Here is a 22,464-nt window from a genome sequence, read left to right as displayed (position 1 = left end):
TATATCTCATGACTTCAAAAAATAGAATCGATTAATCTAATCAATTATAGTAAAATCCTCATGTAATTATTTGACAAAGGGAAACAACAATTTTTGGTTTTCCGACCAAAACATATTTTCCAAATCGATTATTTTCGTTCCCGTATCAAATTGAGAAGGAATGGCCTTGCCATCAATCGCTTCAGCCGCATATTTAACACCGAGGTATCCCATGCTGAACGGATTCTGAATAATCATTGCCTGAATGACACCGTCCTGCAGGAACTCAAGCCCTTCGGGGCTGCTGTCAAAGCCGATCACCTTCACCTTTCCAGCCAAGCCGAGCCGTTGAATCTCCATGGCAACCCCAACGGAGGAAGCTTCATTTAGAGCTACGATCCCATTTATCTGAGGATGAGCGGCGATCATTTTATTTGTCAGCTCTGCGGCAAGCTTGGGATCCGAATTCCCGTTTTCCCGGGCTGCGATCTCCACATCCGGATGCTGCTTGATGACATCGAGCAGACCCTTTTCCCTTTGATCGGAATTGCTGGCGCCTTGGACAACACCAATGATGCCGATTTGACTGGTCTCTCCCGTTAATTCGATCAGTTTTTCACCGGCTTTTTTGCCGGCATCCACATTATTGGCGCCTATAAAGCTCTTCACCTTTGGTGATTTAATTTGTGAATCGATACTGATTACCGGGGTATGCAGAAAACCGGATCGATCAATAGCAGCCGACATCGCTTCACTTTCACTAACTGCCAGCACTAAAGCTTCAGGTTTGACTTGATTAAAGGCTTGCTGAATCAAATTGATCTGCTCCTGATTATCCCCACCGTTCCGAGGAGCGCTGACAGTGAGCAGCACATTGAATTCCTTCGCCGCCGCCTCTGCACCCATTTTAACCGTGTTCCAGTAGTCGCCCTGTCCTTCCTTCATGATCAAAGCGACCTTTTTCTGTTTGGGATCGTTTGACAAATCGATATTTTTCGTACATGAAGCCAAAGAGAAAGACAAGATGAATAAAGCCATGAGACACCCCGAGATTCGCAGCCAAGCCAGCTTTTGCGTCATCATCCTATTCTCTCCTCCTTCATCAAAGGCATCCAGATACTCACACAGGTGCCTTCATCCGGTTCGCTCTCGATTTCAAGCCCATAGTCGGGTCCATGGAACAGCTTGATCCGTTCGTGCACATTTTTAAAGCCAACCCCTGAGCCCTTATCGCTTTTCACCTGTCCGGACAGGATCGTTTGCAGCATTTGCGGTGGAATGCCCACACCGTTATCTCGAACCTGGAACAAAATCTTCCCAGCTTCAATTCTTGCAGAGATTTGGATCAGCCCTCCGGAAGGCATGAATTCAATACCGTGGTAAATCGCATTTTCCACAATCGGCTGCAGGATCAGCTTAATTGTCAGGTAGGGAAGGACTTCATCTTCAACATCAATGACATAATCGAATTTGTTTTTGTATCTGATTTTTTGCAAAATCAAATAATTGCGGATATGCTCAAGCTCTTCTTCTACCGTAATAATCGCTTTGCCGCGGCTCAGGCTGATGCGAAACAGCTTGGATAGAGAGGTGATCGATGTGATCACATCCTCGTTTTTGCCGGTGCCCACCATGCGAACTATCGAATTTAACGTATTATACAAGAAGTGCGGATTGATCTGGGCTTGAAGCACTTCGAATTCATATTTCCTCTTCGCTTCCTGCTCCCCGATGATTTGATCCATCAGCTGCCTGATCCTGGCCACCATGATATTGAACCGCCTGGACAGCTGCTCCACCTCATCCGTACCTTTGATATGAATGCTGATGTTAAAATCGCCCTGCTCCACCTGCTCCATCGAGGTTTTCAGCTTGCGAATCGGCCGGGAAATCTTCGTCGACATAAACGCCGAGATCAACAGCACGAAGACCAGCACCACAATCAGCAGCCAGACAATAAAGGTTCTGATTTCTTGCTGCGTCGTCACAATTTCGTCCTTATAAGAGACACCGATAATTTTCCAGCCTATATTATTTACAGTCCTGACGGTGATAAGCCGCTTATCTCCATGCGAATTATCCGCGAAACTGCCATACGTGTATTTAAGCGCTTGCTCCACATTTTCAAACTTGAGGCCAATGTAAATAAGCTGCTGCTGAGGATGGTAAACGATATTCCCAGCCGATTCATCAATGATGTAAACATAGCCTTTTTTACCGAGGCTTACTCTTTGGCAGAGGTTGTCGATTGTTTTAAAATTCACATCGATCAGCAGCACGCCGTCTATTTTTTGGTTGTTCTGATAAAAGGTGATGCTCTTGCTCATCGAGACGACCCATTTATATTGACCCTTGTACAAATTCTGCACGTGCGGCTGTGAGAACGAAAGGTGATTCTTATTCTCCATAGCGGATTTAAACCAGCTTTGCTGCGTCCAATCTGTATTCTTCCTGAGCTCGACCGATGGAAGTGAGGTGACAAGCCCGCCTTTATCGGTAAATAAAGTGAGCGAGACAATATCATTGCGCGTGTCCAAAATCGTGGAGAGCTGATCGGTAAGCCGCGTCATCGACGTATTCTGGTTACCCTCAATCTTCTGATGGGCGACTGCAAAGAGATCCGACATGTTCCTCAAATAATCCTCGAGGTTAAATCGGACTTGATCAACGATCTGCTGCGTGTTCAGCTCCGCATTTTGCTCTGCGGTTTGCGAGAACCTTTGATACATCACCCCTACGAAAAGCAGAACTATAGCTATAATTAAGGTGAGCGAGACCGTGATTGTGAACTGAATGCTCTTGACCTTGAATATTTTTACAAAGGAGGAGGCGAATTGATGAAAACGATTTGCCATAAACCTCGTTAGCCTCCCCTTGGGGTGTTTCTGTACTCTTTGGGAGAGATACCTACTTGCTTTCGGAAGCTGAAGCTAAAATAATTCGGATCCGAATAGCCCACTTTTTCCGCTACCTCAAAAGCTTTGAGATCGGTGGATCTGAGCAGCTCCTTCGCGGCATCCATGCGGATTTGCATCAAGTAATTGACGAAGGTCATTTTCGTTTCCTTTTTGAAAATCGAGCTGAAATAACCTGCACTGATATGCAAGTGATTGCACAGCTTATTGATCGAGATATCACTCTCATGATAATGCTGCTGGGTATATTCCTTGGCCATATCGACCAGATTTTTGTAGGTATATTGGCGATCCCTGGTGATCACATCCATAATTTTCGCGCAAATGCCGACGATCCAGCTCTTGGCTTCCTGGATATTATTGAATTTATTGATTTCCGTGAACACGGTAAAATCGGCTCCAAACAAATGGTCCATATCAATATCCGATTGTTTGGCTGCTTTCAATAAGCTGATCAGGATCTCCAGCAGGTAAACCTGGTAATCCTGATAAGAAACCGGCGTATCCGCGATGCCCTGAAACAAGTCCTCCACCAGCTCTTTGACCTCGGTGACGGAGCCCACCTTCAGGCAGCGAATCAGCGCATGCTCCTTGTCCTCATCGAAGCGCAGCTTTTCTGCGACTCGCTTCTCTACATCGTCTATGCAAATGATCCGGTTATTGCCGTGTATGAACCGATAATCCAGAGCAGAAATGGCGTCTTTGTAGGCGTAAAGGCAGTCTGTAATCGCAGAAGTCACGCTGCTAACACCAATAGTGACGGAAAACTTCAGAAACTTCTCGATGCTCTGGCGAATTTCTTCCAGCACAGCGAGCGTTCGGGCCATAGGCAGGTAGCCTTCCCTCTCTTCACTGACCGAGAGCAGGATAACCTGATCAAAATGCATGAAGACAATGCCGGCACCATGTCTTTGGGCAATTTCCTCTGCTATATTAAACACAGCGAAGAGCTTAAGCTCCTGATCCACCGAGGTTTTGAATGAAGTTTCGTTATTATTTTCCGACATGTGATCCATACTGATTACGGATACAGCGTAACCGTTTCCATCTAACTTGATGCTGAAATGCTCGGATTTCTCTGTGATCTCCTTCAGTGAAAGCTTCCGTGTTAACAGCGATGCCAAAAAAGCTTCTCTCATCACAGGCAGGCTATCCCGGTAATGCTCTCTCAAAATGTGCATATTTTCTTTCTCTGCCGTTTCCGCGTCCATGCGGTCTTTCACCTTGAGGATCGCGTGCATGAGTTCCTGCGAGGAGAAGGGCTTAAGTACGTATTCATCAATATGCAGCTTAACAGCCTTCTGCGCATATTCAAATTCATCATGTCCCGTTAAGATAATGATCTTCGTCATGGGATATTTTTCGCGAATCAGCTCGGACATTTCCAATCCGTTCATGAAGGGCATCTGGATATCGGTAACGACTATATCGGGGATTTGCTTCTCCATCAGCTCCAATGCTTCCTGCCCGTTCTCCGCTTTTTCGATGACCTCGAAGCCGCAGGCTTCCCAATCAATTTCCTGGAAAACCCCTTCCCGAACGTCTTCTTCGTCATCCACCAGCATCAATTTATACATAATCTGCCCTCCTACCTGTATTGTAGCGGGAGACTAATAAATTAACAACATAGATAGTTATGGAAAAAAAAGGACCTGCTCACCCATAGGGTGGCAGGTCCAAGCAAAATATATGAAAAAAGGGGGTCGCTTATAGATTACACAATATCTGTTAAAATCAGATGCCATTTGTATTTCATTTTCATTACAAATGGAACAAGATGCGGCGAACAGAAGCAGGCTGGATTCAACGGGGCGCTATGCCAAGTAATTAGTGTACTTTAAAGGGGGTAGTACTCCAGTTTAACTTGGGGGCCGTGGGGTTAATGAGTCAAATCTCACTAATAATGAGTACACACTCCTAATATTGTCCTCAAAAGGACCCAGCCTTCAATTTAATAAGGTAAATCTCCTTATTCGTGAACTTAAGTTTGCTGAAAGTGAGCTTTGGCTTACTATTTCATATTTCGTCAATTTTTTCAATGGATTTGTGAACTTGGGCTTATTAATAGTGAGCTTTGTCTCACTAAGCTATAAAAAGCGAGATAATCCCCACTTATCCACGACAAAAAAAACCGCTGCCCGGAATGACCCAGTCAGCGGCCTAAGCGTTTAGCGACAACCAATCGCTACGCCTTTCTTTATTGATTTCATCTCTACGTTCGTGTTCACGAGCAGAGGCAGCATCTTCATACTGCTAACCATCGGAGCAGAGCATTGAAGGCAAGTCGGTACATGCTCGAACGCAAAATTATCACGCATCCAACCCCTGCAGCCTTCTGTGGAACAAGACCACACTGCAGTACTTTCTTCAGGTATGTCTTCTAATGATCTTTTACGAAAATACATGGTTGACCTCCTAATCGATCTCGAAGAACAAGAAAAAGCTGCCCTCAACTCAAGGTCAAGGGCAGCTTGCTTTTCGCTTTAACTTAAAGCTTTACAACGTTCTCAGCTTGTGGTCCGCGATTGCCTTGTACCACGTTGAATTGAACTTGTTGGCCTTCGTCTAAAGTTTTGAAACCATCGCCAGTGATTGCGGAGAAGTGAACGAATACGTCGCTTCCACCTTCAACTTCGATAAATCCAAATCCTTTTTCTGCGTTAAACCATTTAACTGTTCCTGTTTGCATGAGATTACCTCCAAAATAAATTTAACATGTTACTTTTATTATTAAATAAAAATTCACACATTGTAAAAGGATTCATCGTCAACCACAATGATAACCCTTTACAATATGTGAATAGGGTACAAAATCAACGGTAAAGACATCTTACCACAGCTAATATTAAAACGCAAGCCCAAGAAAAGTGTCAGGGCTCATCTATTTTTTACAACACTTTGGATAAAAATGCTCGGGTTCTTTCATGTTTCGGACGTTCAAATACTTCGACCGGAGAGCCTTCTTCTACAACGAGTCCCTGCTCCATAAACAAAACTCGGTCCCCAACCTCGCGCGCGAAGCCCATTTCATGGGTAACAACGACCATGGTCATGCCTTCCTTAGCCAGATTCTTCATAACAGCGAGCACTTCACCGACCATCTCTGGATCGAGTGCAGAGGTAGGCTCGTCGAACAGCATAATCTTGGGTTCCATGGCTAATGCTCTTGCAATCGCCACCCGCTGTGCTTGTCCACCTGACAAGGATGCGGGATAAGCATTCGCTTTTTCCACCAAACCTACCTTATTCAGAAGCTCTATAGCTTTAGCGCGGGCCTTTTCAATCGGCCATTTTCGAACTCGCACAGGAGCAATGGTTATGTTATCTATAACTTTCATGTGGGGAAACAGGTTGAATTGTTGAAAAACCATACCGACCTCAGCTCGGATATCACTGATATCGGTCCTTGGATCCATGAGGGAAACCCCCTCAATCCGAATATCTCCGCCCTGCGGCTCCTCAAGGAAATTAAGGCATCTTAACAAGGTCGACTTACCGGAACCGGATGGACCAATGACAACGACAACCTCTCGAGCCGCTATATTTACGTTTATGTCTTTTAACACTTCATTCGGGCCAAACGACTTTTTCAAATTTCTCACTTGAATGATGGGGTCCATGTTAGTTCTTCACTCTCCTTTCCAAGTAAGACAGCAGTTTGCTCAGAGAATAAGTGAGGATGAAATAAATGAAGGCTGCCGCCAAATATGGCTCCCAGATCCGCATATACTGACCTTTCATGGCATTGCTCCAGTACATAATCTCTGGGGCCGCAACGAGTGCTACAAGGGAAGAGTCTTTCACGAGTACGATAAATTCATTGCCGAAGGCCGGTATCATTCGTTTGACAGCTTGGGGGACAATTATAAACCTCATCGCTTCAAAATGAGACATACCCAGCGAGCGCGCCGCTTCCATCTGGCCTTTGTCAATCGATTGAATGCCAGCCCTGTAAATCTCCGCACAATAAGCGGCAGAATTCAATGTCAACGCCAAGATAGAGGCAACAATCGCATTCGATTGACCCATCAAGAGTGGAACCAGACCAAAATGTACCAGATATATTTGCACCAGCAACGGGGTGCCGCGAAAAAAGTTAATGTATGCATTCATCGGAGAATGGAAATACCATCGCTTCGACATTTTCCCAAACCCGACAGCCAGTCCAAGAATAGCTCCAAATAAAATAGACAGAAGGGATATACCGATCGTATATAATGTTCCCTTAAGCAATAAAGGGGCGTAATCGAGAATAATGTCAAATCTGAAATCCATCATATTCTTCCTTTCCAATCTTGCCTAAAAAGGTTAAAAAGAGAAAAGCACACGTAACGCAGTACATTACGCGTGCTTATTTTTTAGTTTAGCTAGCTTTTTGTATATTTGCAATATTCGGATCTTCGTTGAACCATTTTTTGAAAAGCTTGGCATAGCTGCCATTATCCATTAACTTTTTAATAGCAGGATCAATCTTTGCTTTCAAATCACTGCCTTTTGGAAAAGCAATGCCATAATATTCAGGTACGAAATTTTTAGTATCCGGAACGCTTTTCAGCTTCTTGTCAGGGTGATTCTTCACATACTCTCGCACGACTGCGATATCTGCCACAACAGCTTCAACGCCGCCTTTTTCCATCTCGAGCAAAGCCACAGCATTGCTGTCAAATTTTTTCAAGCTGGTGTTTCCTGTGCCCATAACCTTGGTCATCAGCTCATCAGCAGTTGTTCCGCCCTGCACAGCTACCTTCTTGCCTTTAAGATCGTCCGCACTTTTCACCGGGCTGTCTGCTTTAACCAGGATCATATTGATAGACTCAAAATAAGGAATCGAGAAATCGTAGGATTGCTTACGCTCATCCGTGATCGTAATACTCGAGATACCTGCTTTATACTCAGTTCCTTGTTTTACACTCTCCAACATTGCGTCCCAGCCTACGTTTTTCACTTCGTAGCTGATCCCTGCTTCTTTCATTACCTCAGCCAGAAATTCAATGTCAAAGCCTGTCATTTTATCCTTGTCCATGTATTCCATAGGCGAATAGGTTGCATCGGATGCAACGAGTACTTTCTTGCCGGAGCCGCCTGTTCCGTTAGAGGCGCAGCCCATTAAGGATATAATTAATACAATTGCTGCTATCATGACCGACCATTTTTTCATAGTACGTCTCCCTCATCCTTTTTTTTGTAAATAGCATGTAAAGATCTTAACAATAAATTGATCAATGGACAATAACTATTTGCATAAAAAAACACAGCGCCTCTTCTCCAATAGGAAAATAAGGTGCTGCGGAACAAATTCGTCTATTTTTATTCAATAACATGCATTTCTTCTATATGATTTTTGGTTTCAGGTACTCCCAACTGATGGATGAGACGGTATACGTTTTTGAGCTGGTCGTCATAGGAGACGTTTTTGACCTCCTGGTTGGGCTCTGGCAAAGGTTCATAAGGGGTTGCGGCTCGTGAAAGCAGCTCCGTGTCCGCTTTAACCAGATCATCCAGCTGACCTCTAAGCTCGGTGATTTCTTGATCCGTTGCTTCAATTTCGAATTCGTGATTAAAGGTTTCTCCCTCGGGCACAATTTCCTGATCGCCGACGCTAACCCAATACTTGTTCTTGTCCATGGCAGATCCTCTCCTTTGCTTAGGGGGTACTCGTCTTCTTACCCTAAACGGAGAAGCTTGAAACAGATGGTTCTATTTCGATACGGGGATGGCTTGTTTCAGATACTCCTCCAAAGTGATGCCTTTGGCCATTATTTCCTTGGCGATATCTTTGCCTACAAACCGAATATGCCACGGCTCGTACTGATAACCAGTGATGGATTCCTTACCCTTCAGGTAACGGACAATATAACCATACTCAGCGGCATGATCCACCAGCCAGTTGGCCTCCTTCGTTCCGGTAAAGCAGTCCTCGGCCGCACATTTCCCCGTGGATCCCGAAACATCGATGGCAAGCCCTGTCTGATGCTCGCTTGTGCCTGGCTTGGCGCTGTATTTATTAGCGGCTTCTACGCCGTCTTTTTTGACATAGTTGTTGTATAGTGTGTTCTGTGTAGCTTCAGATCGGTAAGCGGATACTCCAGCCAGGGATATGCCGTCAGCTTTGGCCCCTGTGAACAGCTTCTCAAGCGCATCTGCTGCTTCCTTGCGGAGCATACGCTTCTCCGATTTTCCTTCGAAGATAAAAGGCACGTTGGGGTCCACCAGGGGATCAGGCTTGTAGCCATCCGGCAAACGGAAGCTCTTGTTCACCAATACGGTGATTTCCTTCGGATTCGCGACGACCGACACGGCATTCGGCTGACTTGATGGCTTACCTGTGTTAGCAGGAGTTCCGGAAGCTGATGGGCTTGTGGAAGCCGATGCATAAGGCGTCGTTGTTGAAGTTGATGCTGCAGGTGTCATTGCAGGAGTTACTGTAGGAGTCGCTGCAGAGGACGCGGATGGTGTGCTGCTTGGGATAACAGCAGATTTGCTGCTGCAGCCAGCCATTAGAACTATAACTGCTGTGATGACTATAGCTTTAACAAGGGTTTTATGATTTTTAAACATGAGACGGGCTCTCCTCCCGATTTTTTAAACCTATGTATGATTTGTATATTACCTTTGACGAGAACAAAATGAAATATGTTTCATTTTTTCCCATTAATCTGATGGATCGAGGATCAAATCGGGTCGCCTTGAACAAAAAATGGTGGAAAGAATGCTCTGGCCTTACGAGGCCAGAGTGTATAAATTTCGATTATAAGGTGCGTTTCTGCACCTTTTCGTACTAATTCTTCCTCATTACTCATATGATCAGTAAATATTAAGCGAGGTTAATCCGCAAACAATGAGACCAGGCCTATTCCCTGCTCGGATATACGGACAAGCCCTTTGTCAGAGAGGCGCAATTCCGGTATGACTACAAGCGCCAGCAAGGACAAGGTCATAAAGGCATAATTTAGCGTGCAGCCAGCCTGCTGCAGGGCTTGGCTGATCGCGGCGGACTGGCGTGCCACGACCTCGAACGGCTCTTGCGACATTAAGCCGGCAATCGGCAAAGGGAAGGTCACCGTCTCGGTACGCGTGATTACCGTGACGCCGCCGTGAACATCGGCTGTGAGATTGCCGGCTCGCGCCATAAGCTCATCATCGTTGCCGATGATCATGAGGTTATGGCTGTCATGGGCAACAGTCATCGCGATGGCCGCAGGCTCTTGAAAGCCGATGCCCGTAACAAATGCGACGGAGTGATCTCCCGTGCCTGTGTGCCGCTCAAAAACGGCGATCTTGCACAGGCCATTCTCGAGGCGGAGCTGCCCACCTTGGGCTACCGCCTGCACGATCTTTTCCTTCGTGGTCACATGGTTCTCCATGACCTCGATCGCTCGCACCTGAACGGTGCCGGAATCGACAGGCGCGGGGATTGCAAAATCCCCGGCCGAAAGCCGCTTGTTCAGGTGAACGGTTTGCGCCGCTTCCTCGGGGTAGGCAAAGCTGCCCCAGGCAGCGGTCATCTTGCCGTGCTCGGCGACCACTTGCCCGGCGGCGATGGTCATCACCACATGGACGTCGGCCAGCCGGCCGTCAAGCAGAATCACATCCGCGCAGGATCCCGGCGAGAGCGAGCCTACATCGCGCGCGACGCCGAAGCGCTCGGCGGTGTTGATCGTCGCCATCTGGAAGGCGGTGACGGGTTTTACGCCCTGCGCGATCGCATGGCGGAGCACGAAGTTCATGTGCCCCTCCTCGAGCAGCGACTCCGAGCTGCGGTCATCGGTGACCAGCAGCATGCGGCGCGTATCGATGCCGTGCTCGGTGTGCGCCTTGATCGTCTCGGCCACATCGTGCCAGGCCGAGCCTCTGCGCATCTTGGCGTAGAGGCCAAGGCGCACCCGCTCGATGACGTCTTCCTTCGTCACGCATTCATGATCCCCTGTTACACCACTTGCCGCGTAGACAGGGAGCCTCCAATCACTGGACGGCCAAGTGAAGTGGCCGTCCACGATTTTGCCTGCACGCAGAGTGGCTTGAATTTCCCCGATCATCTTGTCGTCGCCATAGACGACTCCGGGAAAATTCATCACCTCGCCAAGGCCGATCATGTCCGGACCCCAGCTGAGCGCTTCCTCCACCTCTTTGGGGCCAATCCAGGCCCCGGTGGTCTCAAGCCCGGCATGGGTCGAGGGCACACACGAGGCCACCTGCATGTACGCAGCCAGAGGCGTCGTTCGCGCTTCCTCCAGCATCAAGCGCAAGCCTTTCAAGCCAAGCACATTCGTAATCTCATGCGCATCAAAAAAACCTCCGGTCGTACCCATCGGCAGTACTGCTCTGGCAAACTCGGTAACTGTAAGTTGTGTGCTTTCAATATGGCAATGGCCGTCCAACAGGCCGGGAGCCATGTACTTTCCCTCAGCCTCGATAACTTGCGTTTCCTCGCCGATCAGGTGGGAGACATCCTTGCCTACATAGGCGATATGTGAGCCTTGAATGGCAATAGATTGGCCAGGCAGAATTTCCCCGGAGCAAACATTGACCAGAGTTCCATTACGAATGACAAGCGAAGCCGAAATGTCCCCTCTTGCCGTTGCGACAAGCCGGGGAACGGAGTCCGCGAGCGAGGTCCTGGCAAACGTGGTTTTCATCCATGCATACCCCCATCCAACAATTTTACTTACAATCATATACCAAAACCTTTTATTAAAAAAATAGTGTTTTTCTTGTTGCGTTCATTTCGCAACCTTTCTCAGTTCTCAACGTCTTTACAATAGATTGATAGACAGCAATGCCGCAATTTTATATTTTACGTATTACGACGAAGGAGCTAGACAAATGAATAATGCAATGAGAAGAATGTCTCCCCTGCTGGTGATCATTCTGCTTTCGAACCTGCTGGTTTTCGCATCAGCGCAAGCCGCGGCAACGACCTCGAAATACATACTTTTATACCTTAATCAGGACACCGCCTTTGTTGGAAAGGATCAAGTGAAGCTCTCCACCCCGACTACGATTATAGACGGTAAAATGTATGTTCCCGCCAGATTCCTGGGAGATTCCTTGGGCTTTGGCGTGACTTGGGATCCTGCTACGTATATCGTGACTATGACACCAACCGGAGCTAACATTACGCTCGACAGCATCAACAAGAAAGTATATGTAAATGGGGCAGAGCTGCCCTTTAATACCGTTGCAGCCATTGTGAACGGCAGCCTATTGGTCAAGCTCACATGGGTTATGGATTATTTGGGTGCGGCTTACACCTACAATGACGCATTAAGAAGAGTAGAGATTCAATATGCACGGCCTTCAGCTGTGTCCTCACCGTTCGTATCACAGCCCGTAGCCAAGTTTTCGACCAACAAAGCGGTTTATCGGCTGGGAGAGCCTGTTTCTTATGCAGATCTAAGCTATGATCCCGGCGGCAAAAAAATAGTATATTCCAAATGGACCGGCAACCAAGAGGCTTTCTTTGCTCCCGGTACCTATCCGGTGACACTTCAGGTGACCAATAGTGCCGGTTTGGTTAGTGCAATCTATACAACCACGGTAACAGTAAGTAAAGAGACTTACTTATCGGAGTTTGAGTATCCTTTTTATACAATGCCTGTCGGCGGTGTGATTAAAACCGATTGGTATTATATATGGAGTCATTTTGACAAGACACCCGAGCTCCCCAAGAAAGTGACAGAAAGTTATGATCGAAAGCTGCTGGTTAGCGACAGTCCTGAAGAAATTGTTGAAAAAGGCATTGTTTATCAGGAAACGATCAACGGCAAAGCCCGTCTCTATGCGGATCATATCAATGGTACCCAGCAAAAGCTGATCTACGCCATAATGGCCACCAATAAGACAGATAAGCCTATTACTCTATCAACGACCAACAAAGGAGAGGTCTATCCTTCGAAATATGCCAACATCATTGGCAGTGAAGCTTCTGTGGAATTTTTGCAGCATAACCCGATCAACACACAGATGGTGATACCCCCAAAGATGAGCTATGTATACGCGCAGCTGCCGGATTATTATCCGACACAGGGGACGAATTTGATATATGATGTAGAATCCAGCGGGGAGCTGCAGATCTCCTTTCTTGCTACAGATAAGCTGAGCAAAGATACGTTAAGCACATTGCCTCTGCTTTCGGACGGCAAGCATGTCCGAGGAACCTTTCCCATATCGGATGTAAAATGGGACGTGGATGGCTCCAGCTTCACTGAGCCCTCCAGAATCATAATCGGCAATGATTCAACCGATCCTTTTGTCAAAGGGTACGATGCCGTTAAGAAGCAGGCAACGACTAACTTTGGCAACTGGGGGATGGACTACAAGATCCACATTGCCCACCCTCGCAAAATGGCGCTCATGATTGTAGCCAAAGGCGGTTATTTCAAAGGGCCGATCAAAATCAATAATGAGATCATCCGTATTCCCAATTCCGGCGTCTTGACGGCCTTCGATGAAATGCAGGTTCTCGCCAGAACAACGGGCACGGAGGATGCCATGGATATCGAATTCACTCCGCCCGCGGGCTCTAACTTCCCGATCGACTTGATTTTATATCCCTTGAATGAATTGAAATGAGAAAAGGATATCCCTTAGCCAAGTAAATTGGTTAAGGGATATCCTTATTTCAACTGAACGTACGGTTAAATTTCGGAAACCTGGCTTGCGGGACAGCCCTCATCTTTTTAAAACTGAAAATAGATAAAGCCGCTTTCCTTTTCTTTCAGGAACAAGATGACAATCACAATGACAAGACCATAGGCCGCTGCTCTTACTGGAGAAGGGAAAACCTTATGCCATACGGCCGAAACTCGATCCGATCGGGTAATGAGATAATGCTCGAGAATGTGGAACCCGAAGAGGGCTATCACGCAAAGCGAGTAGATCTTCATCCCCATTGGCATCGACAAGGCTTCGAGCGACAGCATGCGTCGGATGAGCATAAGCGAATCATGCAGGTTATGAATTCGGAAAAACACCCAGCCGATACAAGTCATCAAGAAGAAAATAACCACAGCTACTACGCGGTATATGAACAGATTGTCCAGCCATGTTAATTTAAGCTTCTTTTTGACCGTCATATATAGATTATGCAGAATCAGCAGCGCTCCGTGGAACATGCCCCATATGATGAAAGTCCACATGGCGCCATGCCAAAAGCCGGAGATGGTCATCGCCAGGAACAGATTCAAATATTTTCGAAAAACACCTCGACGCGAACCGCCCAGTGAGATGTAAATGTAGTCGCGAATCCAGCTCGATAAGGTGATGTGCCATCGGCGCCAGAACTCGGTCGCATTAGCACTTAAGTAAGGTGTCAGGAAGTTCCTCGGCAGCTCAAGCCCAAAGAAATATCCGATCCCGATGGCCATATCACTGTAAGCCGAAAAATCAAAATAAATCTGAAAAGCGAACATCGCGCTAATGACCCAGGCTTGACTGCCCGTCAATAGCTCCGGATGAGCGAAATAGCGGTTAACCGTGCCTGAGAGGTAATCGGCGAGCATGATTTTCTTGAACAGCCCCAGCATTAAATAGAAGGAACCCATTTTAAAATTGTACCATGTGCCCTTGATCGATTTGATCTTCTCCACCTGCGGCAGGAATTCATGCCCGCGCATAATTGGACCCGCGATCAGGTGCGCGAAAAAAGCGACAAATATCCAAAAATCAATCAGCGACTCAGCCGGTTTGATTTTCTTCTTATACACATCTACGGAGTAGGATATAAATTCAAAGGTGTAAAAGGAAATCCCCACTGGCAGCACAATGGTAAGCCAAAATGAATGCTCTGTTACCAGATTCACATGCAGCACTTTCCCCAAATTTTGCATGAAGAAAAGCGAATATTTGAAGAAAAATAAATTGGCCAGGTTCAAGAGGATGAGTATCCACAAAACCGGCTTGGCATACCGTCCCTGGAGAAGAAGTGAACCGAAGTAGGTTATACTCGTAACGAGCAGAAACAAGACGAGCATGCCCCAACCGCTGACACTGTAAAAGATAACGTTGGCGAGCGCGATGATATACATGCGCCATTTGGGAATCGAATAATACAAAATCAAGGTCACAATCAGCAGCAGAAAAAATTCTGGCGTATGGAAAAGCATGCGGATTCCTCCGTTATTTCGGATAATGTTGCAGGACAATTTCTGACAGCTTGCTGTATCCATCCGGGATCAAATGCGTATGATCGGTAAAATATGTATCCGGAATGACTCCCTCCAAATTCAGATACTCCACAGGCTTGGACCCCAAGTAGCGGTCAATTGACGCCAAATTGGCTTTGTAGCCCGGCTTATCGATATAAGAATTCAGCAGGGTTTGATTGGCGCCGGTCAAGACGAGCAGCGTCTTTTTATTCTTTTGATGCTCCATGATTTTATCCATAAAATAAATATCATAATTAGAGGACGTCATATCAAAAGGTTGGTCGTTATAACTATCTTTGACCTCATCCATATGGATATATTCCTCCAGGTAATCCTTTTCATAATAAGGCCGAATATCCCCAAGAGCGTCATCCGGTATCGGCAAGTTCAAAGTCGTTAACGCGAAGTTTTTCAGCATTTTCCGGAAATAATCCCTATAAGCGTAAGGATTGAAGCTCGGCAGTACATCTTGGTTTAGCCAATTCTTTGTGACCTCATAAAAGGTGGATGGCGGTTTAATTCCATTGGCCATCAGCTGCGGCAGTACATGGTCATAGCTGCTGCGATCCAGTTTGCGCAAATCATCATAGAACCAAAACACAGCTCGAGGACCGGGGGTTCGCGGAACAAAGCTGGAATACCGGGTATTAAGGATCAGATGATCCGTTGAAATTCCCAGTCGGTCCAGCTTAAGCAGCATGACATATAGATCTCCATTTTGCATGGCAGGAAAAGCCAGATTAAACAGGCGATAGTTAGGGTCCCCCGTCGCTTTCCTCAGTTCACCTTCCATAAAAACGTTGACCACTTGATCGGAATTGCCGGGACTTCCGTAGAACACCGAATCTCCAAGGATGATTCCGTAGTTTTTGATTTGCTTTTGGCGGATTTCCAATTTGATTTTCTCGAGGGTTACATCCAAATCTTTAATATTATTCAAACCTAATTGGTAATCGCTTCGGTTGTGATATACGATATCAATTGGAATGAAATAGGGAAAAGCTGCATGCAGAACCACTAAGAAAATAACAGTATATAAGATTGTTCTCGTTCTCACTTCAAGCCCCCGTGCTGCTGTATGTATGTTGTCTAAGATTTATTGCGGATTTATGTCGAATGGAAAAGAAGTCCTTTTCATGATACTCTCATTCCCTCTTTTGTTCAAGCTTGTATCTGGAAAATAATTGTCAGAAAAATCAAAGAAAAAAATGCCTGAAACCCATTGCTCGCACAACGGATTTTCAAGCACTCAAGTTAACAGGATTCCACATTCCGCAATCATATTAATTTAACATAGCATTGTGTAAATAGGATTCAATACGACTCAGGCTCTCCCTGAGCTTTGCCAGTTCGCTGATCTCCAGCTCTTGAAGATTATTCACAATATCGTATCCCAGTATTGCATTGAGCTCTTCTGATATTTGTTGATACTTCTTGGAACGGATTTGACTGTTCATCATTTTCCTCCTTTTGTCCAACAAAAATAGCCCCAAAAGGGGGCGTAAGCTGATTATGCTCGCACACTTTTGGCAGCCCAGCTGTCTTGGCAGGATTCCTGCTTTAGACCTGAGGCTTTGCGTCCTTATTTTTCAATAAGTTTGCCTTTTCATTTTTGTGAATAGGTTTAATTACCTATAAGTATACACCCCCTCGGCGAACAGAGCAACCGAAATTTGGATGTCATCGTTTTATGGACCGCTGGTGCCTTTAGCGGTTGATCTTATCTCAAGATATTGATCCCGCCGATAAGCGGAAGCGGTTTATTACGGCCATTGGCTGCGTTAATAATGCCTATAATGGCAAAGACCAGTATGGCTAAATTGGCAAAAGGCAGCAAAATCCAGCCAATGATTGGTATCATGCCGAGCACTATGTTGGAAGCGACTGCCCCGAGAAAGAGCACCAATCCCTGATTCGCATGATACATCGCAAACCTGGAATCCTTCGCAGCCAGCAGCGGAATAAAGAAGATGATATAGGCCAGCACTGCCATACCTTTGTTGCTCTGTACATCGCCCGGATCGGGTTGAACGACAGACTCGTTTGAATTCACCATAAGATTTACACCTCTTTCACTAATTTTTCAAGGTCCATCATCATATTTCATAACAGTCTCGCTATTAGTGTAATCCTATGTATCCATTCAATAGGTTATGCCGACAAGCTGTTAAATAACTTTAGCAACATCGGAGGAACAAAAAAAACAAGGTCAGAAAAAACCTCGATACGGTTCTTTCTGACCTATTATTTATGACTTCGCTCTTCTTGCAATCTCGGATTGGACCGGCACGATCAAATAATCCGTAATCCAGTCCTGTTCAGTTTTCTGAAAATAATTACTGTGCTGTCCAACCGCCGTCAATCAGCAGAACAGTTCCCGTCACCATATCACCGGCAGGGGAGGCCAGATAAATCACGGCGCCGGCCACGTCCTTAATCTCCGCCACACGACCAATCGGAATACGGTCCACAACGCCTTTTAAATAAGAAGGATCGTCAAGACGCTCCGCAGTACCAGGTGTATATGTAAAGGTAGGTGCGACTGCATTCACATTTACGCCTTTCGAGGACCATTCCAGAGCAAGGACACGTGTGAGTTGGTTAACTCCCCCCTTGGAGGCGCAGTAGACTGCATGTTCCTTAATACCGACAACACTTGCTTGGGAGCTTATATTCACGATCTTTCCACAGCCTTGCTGAAGCATGATCTTGCCTGCAGCCTGACAGCAAAAAAACAAGCCTTTCAAATTTACATCCATCATCAGGTCCCAATCTTCTTCCGTTACCTCGACTGCAAGATGATTGGCTCCGAGCCCGGCATTATTGACCAGAATGTCAATGGAACCAAACTTGTGCTGTACCTCTTTCATGACCTCTTCGATGTCCTTGACATCCGTAACATCCAGGGAGATGGCCAGCGCCTCGCCACCCTCTCGGCTAATTTCATCAACCAGACTCTGCAGTTCCTTCATATGCCGTGCCGTAGCCACTACGGTGGCACCCGCATTCGCTAAAGCTTTAGCAAGTCCATAACCAATCCCCATACTTGCGCCTGTGACAACTGCAACTTTGCCCTTCAAATCAAATGTAGGATACATCTTGGTGATCTCCTCTCATATGTTCATTACACATATAGATCCAATGTGCATCTACTATTCACTATACGATGATTTATATTGAAATGATAGCGAATTCATTCCCACGGATATTTCGTTAGCAGATAATCAGCGAACTTCCGGCTTTCTTCTCTTCGATGCTTTCTCATTTCGGTTCTGTGCTCGGCCGTTTCGAATAATTTCTTCTCTTCTTCCGTTTCAGGCACGATCCGAGGTATCATAATCGTTTGACTTTGTTCGTTGAGCGCTACAAAGGTAAGAAACGAGGTTGCTGCAATTTTCCTTTCGCCGCTCCTTAAATCTTCCCGGATCACTTTGACAAAAACCTCCATCGAGCTCTTGCCCGTCCAAGTGACAAAGGATTCCAGGGATACTGAGTCCGTAGGCCGGATGGGCAGCAGAAAATCAACTGAATCCGTTGAAGCCGTAACGGCTGTCACACGGCATAGCTTGGAAGCAGAGATGGAAGCAATATCGTCAATGTAAGACATCAGCTTACCGCCGAAGAGCGTTTCATGGTTATTGACATCTGTTGGAAAGACTCGTTGTATTTTAAAACATCGGGTTTCTTTCGTGAATTTCTGCTCCAAATGAGTTCACTCCATTTCCTTGAGATTACGTTTATTCCGAATACTTTTCCCAAATCTGGAATCTGGTATGCTTCAAGCTGGACAATCCGCCACCTAGAGCTTCACAAGAAATCTGCCCCTGGATTGACCATGTAAGAGGTTGGTTACCGCTTCGGGGATTTCATCCAAGGAAATCTCAGTGTACATGCTTTCTAATGCCGGAGGCTTAAGCTCTGAAGCCAGCCGCTCCCAAATAGCTTGCCGAACTTCCATTGGAGCAAACACCGAGTCTATGCCTATCAGCCGAATACCGCGAAGAATAAATGGGAGCACCGTCGTCGCCAGCTCAATCCCGCCTGTTAACCCGCTCACAGCGACTGCTCCCCCGTACCCAGTGCTGCTCAGAATATAGGACAGCGACTTTCCGCCTACACAATCGACTGCACCCGCCCACAGCTGCTTATCCAGGGACCTCTGTTTCTCCGGGACAAGCTCCTCGCGCGAAATAACGCGCTTTGCTCCAAGTCCGAGTAAATAATCCTTCATGTCGCTTTTCCCTGAGCTGGCAACCACCTCATATCCCAGCTTCGCTAGGATCGATATCGAAACACTGCCTACTCCTCCCGTTGCGCCCGTCACCAGAATGGGACCTTTGTCCGGGAGAACTCCGTTTTCTTGTAAATCATGAACGGATAAAGCTGCCGTAAACCCGGCAGTTCCCAAGATCATGGCTTCCTTGAGTGAAAGTCCTCGAGGCAGCTTGACCGCCCACGCTGAGGGTATCCTGGCATACTGGCTGAAGCCACCGAAATGGCCAACGCCCAGCTCAAAACCTGTAACCAGCACCTCATCGCCTTCCTGAAACCGATCATCCCGGCTCGTCACCACTATACCCGCTAAATCAATTCCGGGGATGTGAGGATATTGCTTAACGATATTACCATTCGGTATGGATGCCAGCGCGTCCTTGTAATTTATACTGGAATAGACGACTTGAATCAGCAGCTCACCCGCAGGCAAATCCTCCAAATTCAAAAGGCGTGTCTCGATGGTAAACTGATCTTCTGCTTTATCCACAATCATTGCCTTAAACGAATTCATAAACAAACCTCCCTGTCATTCAATGGCCTGAAATATTTTTTCATCATTCGCGAATTGGCAGGTTCAGTTTGCCAGTGTTTCAAAGTTAAACGGCCTGAGCAGCAAGGCTAAAAGGTTTGGGTTATCCCTATTCCTAGCATACGTGAGGCCTCCATATATTTCAATCCGACCTTGTCGAAGCCTTTCTCTACAGCATTATAACCGGTGGCGGTGTGATTTTCGTCAACTGACAGTTTTGCAAAATGCGGCAACAAAAATAACAAAAAAACTCCTCCTCAACTAATTTAGTCAAGAAGGAGCTCTTGAACCGGCCAACAACCGGCGGATAATCTATACTTTCATGTGCTCAACATAGGCGGAAATATCGGTATTCAACCCGGAGGCCAAACGTTCGCCAAGCCCGCGGTCCGCTCTGTAGAAATTACAGATGGCCATCAGTCTTGTTCTTTCATGTACTTGAGAAAGCTCATCGATCAGCGTCTCGATCAAATGCTCCTGCTCTTCATGTGAAAAGGTACGGTACGTATCTCCAGCTTGAGCAAAGTCATTCGTTTTGGCGATTTTTTGGCGGCCTGCAGAACCCTTCAGCGGGATGGTGCTGTCGCGATACTCCGGTGCCTCCTTCGGCGAGTCTTCATGACGAGTTGGCTCATAGTTAATCGAAGAGGTTTGCTGCTTTGTCTGCATGGCGCCGTCACGTTGATTCGTTCGCACTGTAGCGTACGGGCAATTGACTGGAATTTGCAAGTAATTGGCGCCCAATCTATAACGCTGTGTATCCGGATAGGAAAAGAGTCGACCTTGCAGCAATTTATCCTCGGATGCTTCAATTCCCGGGACAAGCACACTTGGTGCAAAAGCAGATTGCTCTACGTCCGCGAAGAAATTATCCGGATTGCGGTTAAGCGTCATGGTGCCTACTTTCTCCAATGGAATTAAGTCTTCCGGCCAAATTTTTGTTGGATCCAGCGGGTCAAAGTCGTAATTGTCAAAATCCTGAGGTGCAAGAATCTGCACATGCAAATCCCATTTCGGGAAATCTCCTGACTGGATGTGGTCGTACAAATCACGGGTCGCATGGCTGAAATCTTTGGCCTGTGTGGCCATTTGCTCTTGATTGTTGAAATTGCGCACTCCTTGGTGCGGCTTCCAGTGATATTTTACATACACATAATTACCGGATTCATGAATCCACTTGTACGCATGCACACCAAAACCGTTCATATGGCGGTAGTTGGCCGGTCTTCCGTAATCGGAGAATAACCAGGTGAGCATATGCGTGGATTCCGGAGTCAGCGTCATGAAATCCCAGTAGCGGTCAGGTGTTTGGACATTGCTGTCTGGAGCCGGCTTCAAGGAATGAACCATATCCGGGAATTTCATAGCATCTCGAATAAAAAATACGGGAAGATGATTGCCTACAAGATCATAATTGCCTTCTTGCGTATAAAATTTTACAGCAAATCCACGAGGGTCGCGGGCCGTTTCTGGTGAACCTTGACCATGGATAACCGTAGAAAAACGGACGAATACAGGAGTTTCTAATTCTGCTTCTCTTAAGAAGGCGGCTTTCGTATAACGCTTCATTGAGTTTTCGGTTACGAAGGTACCAAAGGCTCCTGCTCCGCGAGCATGAACGACACGCTCCGGGATACGCTCGCGATCAAAATGGGCTATTTTCTCCAGCAGATGATAATCTTCCAAAAGCGTAGGGCCGTTCTGCCCGGCTGTGCGGGAGTTCTGATTGTCCCCGACAGGTGTGCCTTGGTTGGTTGTTAAGTGATTGTTCGACATTCATTTCACCTCGTGGTTATTAATATAATACTAGTAAATTATAATTATTATTAATTAATATTAATTGTATTATGATTAAGAACCACCGTCAATTTATTTTTTAAATTCTGAAATAGTCGCTTCTCCACTGCTGAATAGACTTCTTAATTGCATCTGGTGACATTTGTTCGGCTGCGGCCCTCTGGGCAAGAGCCGGCAATTCAGCGTCTGATGCAAAGCGCAATGCTATTATTTGTTTGAGGCTAAGCTTTGAATCCAGCAGCTTCTGGGTCAGCACGTAATGCCGGAGATTTTCCTCAGCCCGTATTGCGCGATCCTGAGCTTTCATTGGATAGGAACGAATTAATAGAAAAATGATAATGAGCATGATTGAAATGAGGACAAAAATAAAGGAAAGAAAGATTTGATTCCCCGACCGAATGGAGCTCACGAGCTGGGTTAAGGAAGAAACAAGCAGAATGATTGCGAGTAGAGACAGCACATAGTGAAAAAGCGGATGCATCCTCTGATGGTTGGCATAGCTTTGATTTTGGTTATTCAAGTTTTTCCCTCCTAATTTGATGTTCTCTTTAAATATATCAAAATTACGGACTAATCATTACTCTTATTTTCACATAGGTCGATAGCCACAGGAAAGATCACCCAATTGTGTCTGAAAACGGCGCGGTGTATTAGTTTCTTGTCGGAGGAACGAACTTTATCTAGAAATATAGAATTTAGTGGGTCTTTCCCAATAGGAGCTGAGACACTTACCGAATCTGTCTATTTTATTATTTAATAGGAATATAGGTGGACTATCCTTTTTTTTCCAATCTAGGCAGTATTTCTACCAATGGTCAATTCA

General features: G+C 46.2%; 22 protein-coding genes and 1 riboswitch. Of the genes, 1 reads left to right on the top strand and 21 read right to left on the bottom strand.

Features of this window, described 5'->3' with window-relative positions; all coding sequences use genetic code 11:
• Positions 1-66 precede the first annotated feature (66 nt).
• From BLV33_RS20315 to ade, 11 genes are all read right to left on the bottom strand, one after another.
• Complete coding sequence (locus tag BLV33_RS20315; RefSeq protein WP_090795887.1) at positions 67-1,062, bottom strand: substrate-binding domain-containing protein; 996 nt, start codon at positions 1,060-1,062, stop codon at positions 67-69.
• Entirely contained in the window at positions 1,059-2,834 is a 1,776-nt protein-coding gene (locus BLV33_RS20310) for a cache domain-containing sensor histidine kinase (RefSeq protein ID WP_090795883.1), read from the bottom strand. Before BLV33_RS20310 ends, BLV33_RS20315 begins: the two co-directional genes overlap by 4 nt.
• Positions 2,835-2,842: 8 nt before the next feature.
• Positions 2,843-4,471, bottom strand: a complete 1,629-nt coding sequence (locus BLV33_RS20305) for a response regulator (protein WP_090795879.1) — start codon at positions 4,469-4,471, stop codon at positions 2,843-2,845.
• A 591-nt stretch (positions 4,472-5,062) separates the two neighbouring features.
• Positions 5,063-5,299 (bottom strand): cold-shock protein, encoded by a 237-nt coding sequence (locus BLV33_RS20300; protein WP_090795876.1) that lies wholly within the window; start codon positions 5,297-5,299, stop codon positions 5,063-5,065.
• A gap of 83 nt (positions 5,300-5,382) precedes the next feature.
• Positions 5,383-5,583 (bottom strand): cold-shock protein, encoded by a 201-nt coding sequence (locus tag BLV33_RS20295; protein ID WP_090795872.1) that lies wholly within the window; start codon positions 5,581-5,583, stop codon positions 5,383-5,385.
• Between the two features lie 199 nt (positions 5,584-5,782).
• Complete coding sequence (locus tag BLV33_RS20290; protein ID WP_090799092.1) at positions 5,783-6,505, bottom strand: amino acid ABC transporter ATP-binding protein; 723 nt, start codon at positions 6,503-6,505, stop codon at positions 5,783-5,785.
• 10 nt (positions 6,506-6,515) lie between these two features.
• Complete coding sequence (locus BLV33_RS20285) at positions 6,516-7,169, bottom strand: amino acid ABC transporter permease (protein ID WP_090795868.1); 654 nt, start codon at positions 7,167-7,169, stop codon at positions 6,516-6,518.
• An 88-nt stretch (positions 7,170-7,257) separates the two neighbouring features.
• Complete coding sequence (locus BLV33_RS20280; protein WP_090795864.1) at positions 7,258-8,052, bottom strand: basic amino acid ABC transporter substrate-binding protein; 795 nt, start codon at positions 8,050-8,052, stop codon at positions 7,258-7,260.
• A gap of 149 nt (positions 8,053-8,201) precedes the next feature.
• Complete coding sequence (locus tag BLV33_RS20275; protein ID WP_090795861.1) at positions 8,202-8,519, bottom strand: hypothetical protein; 318 nt, start codon at positions 8,517-8,519, stop codon at positions 8,202-8,204.
• 72 nt (positions 8,520-8,591) lie between these two features.
• Positions 8,592-9,452 carry a M15 family metallopeptidase gene (locus tag BLV33_RS20270; protein WP_090795857.1) on the bottom strand — a complete coding sequence of 287 codons (861 nt, stop codon included), beginning with the start codon at positions 9,450-9,452 and terminating at the stop codon, positions 8,592-8,594.
• Between the two features lie 266 nt (positions 9,453-9,718).
• A complete protein-coding gene (gene ade, locus BLV33_RS20265) occupies positions 9,719-11,530 on the bottom strand; it encodes an adenine deaminase (protein WP_090795853.1) in 1,812 nt (603 codons plus the stop codon).
• Between the two features lie 187 nt (positions 11,531-11,717).
• Here ade and BLV33_RS20260 point away from each other — a divergent pair, with 187 nt between their 5' ends.
• Positions 11,718-13,466 carry a stalk domain-containing protein gene (locus BLV33_RS20260; RefSeq protein WP_090795849.1) on the top strand — a complete coding sequence of 583 codons (1,749 nt, stop codon included), beginning with the start codon at positions 11,718-11,720 and terminating at the stop codon, positions 13,464-13,466.
• A 107-nt stretch (positions 13,467-13,573) separates the two neighbouring features.
• On the opposite strand, the gene BLV33_RS20255 is transcribed toward BLV33_RS20260, so the two are convergent.
• The 10 genes from BLV33_RS20255 to BLV33_RS20220 form a co-directional block, all read right to left on the bottom strand.
• A complete protein-coding gene (locus tag BLV33_RS20255) occupies positions 13,574-14,998 on the bottom strand; it encodes an MBOAT family O-acyltransferase (RefSeq protein ID WP_171909221.1) in 1,425 nt (474 codons plus the stop codon).
• Positions 14,999-15,011: 13 nt separating this feature from the next.
• Complete coding sequence (locus tag BLV33_RS20250; RefSeq protein WP_090795843.1) at positions 15,012-16,097, bottom strand: hypothetical protein; 1,086 nt, start codon at positions 16,095-16,097, stop codon at positions 15,012-15,014.
• A 226-nt stretch (positions 16,098-16,323) separates the two neighbouring features.
• Positions 16,324-16,497 (bottom strand): hypothetical protein, encoded by a 174-nt coding sequence (locus BLV33_RS29445; RefSeq protein WP_171909220.1) that lies wholly within the window; start codon positions 16,495-16,497, stop codon positions 16,324-16,326.
• A 68-nt stretch (positions 16,498-16,565) separates the two neighbouring features.
• Positions 16,566-16,653: riboswitch (cyclic di-GMP riboswitch) on the bottom strand.
• Between the two features lie 107 nt (positions 16,654-16,760).
• Entirely contained in the window at positions 16,761-17,096 is a 336-nt protein-coding gene (locus BLV33_RS20245; protein WP_090795839.1) for a DUF4870 domain-containing protein, read from the bottom strand.
• Between the two features lie 280 nt (positions 17,097-17,376).
• Positions 17,377-18,138, bottom strand: coding sequence for an SDR family NAD(P)-dependent oxidoreductase (locus tag BLV33_RS20240; protein WP_090795834.1), 762 nt, complete (start codon positions 18,136-18,138; stop codon positions 17,377-17,379).
• A 95-nt stretch (positions 18,139-18,233) separates the two neighbouring features.
• Entirely contained in the window at positions 18,234-18,746 is a 513-nt protein-coding gene (locus BLV33_RS20235; protein WP_090795830.1) for an acyl-CoA thioesterase, read from the bottom strand.
• Between the two features lie 93 nt (positions 18,747-18,839).
• On the bottom strand, positions 18,840-19,826 hold the full coding sequence (locus tag BLV33_RS20230; RefSeq protein ID WP_090795827.1) for an oxidoreductase: 987 nt from the start codon (positions 19,824-19,826) through the stop codon (positions 18,840-18,842).
• 107 nt (positions 19,827-19,933) lie between these two features.
• The gene (locus BLV33_RS29440) at positions 19,934-20,089 is read right to left on the bottom strand and encodes a hypothetical protein (protein WP_171908951.1); all 156 of its coding nucleotides are present in this window, start codon (positions 20,087-20,089) and stop codon (positions 19,934-19,936) included.
• Positions 20,090-20,156: 67 nt separating this feature from the next.
• Complete coding sequence (locus tag BLV33_RS20225; RefSeq protein ID WP_090795823.1) at positions 20,157-21,620, bottom strand: catalase; 1,464 nt, start codon at positions 21,618-21,620, stop codon at positions 20,157-20,159.
• Positions 21,621-21,720: 100 nt separating this feature from the next.
• Complete coding sequence (locus tag BLV33_RS20220) at positions 21,721-22,161, bottom strand: DUF6526 family protein (RefSeq protein ID WP_253187123.1); 441 nt, start codon at positions 22,159-22,161, stop codon at positions 21,721-21,723.
• Between the last annotated feature and the right edge of the window lie 303 nt (positions 22,162-22,464).

The sequence above is a fragment of the Paenibacillus sp. GP183 genome (genome assembly GCF_900104695.1).
In the GTDB taxonomy this organism is placed as follows: Bacteria; Bacillota; Bacilli; order Paenibacillales; family NBRC-103111; genus Paenibacillus_AI.
Note: the sequence above shows the minus strand (reverse complement) of the source record. Positions and strands in the feature narration are given on the sequence as shown.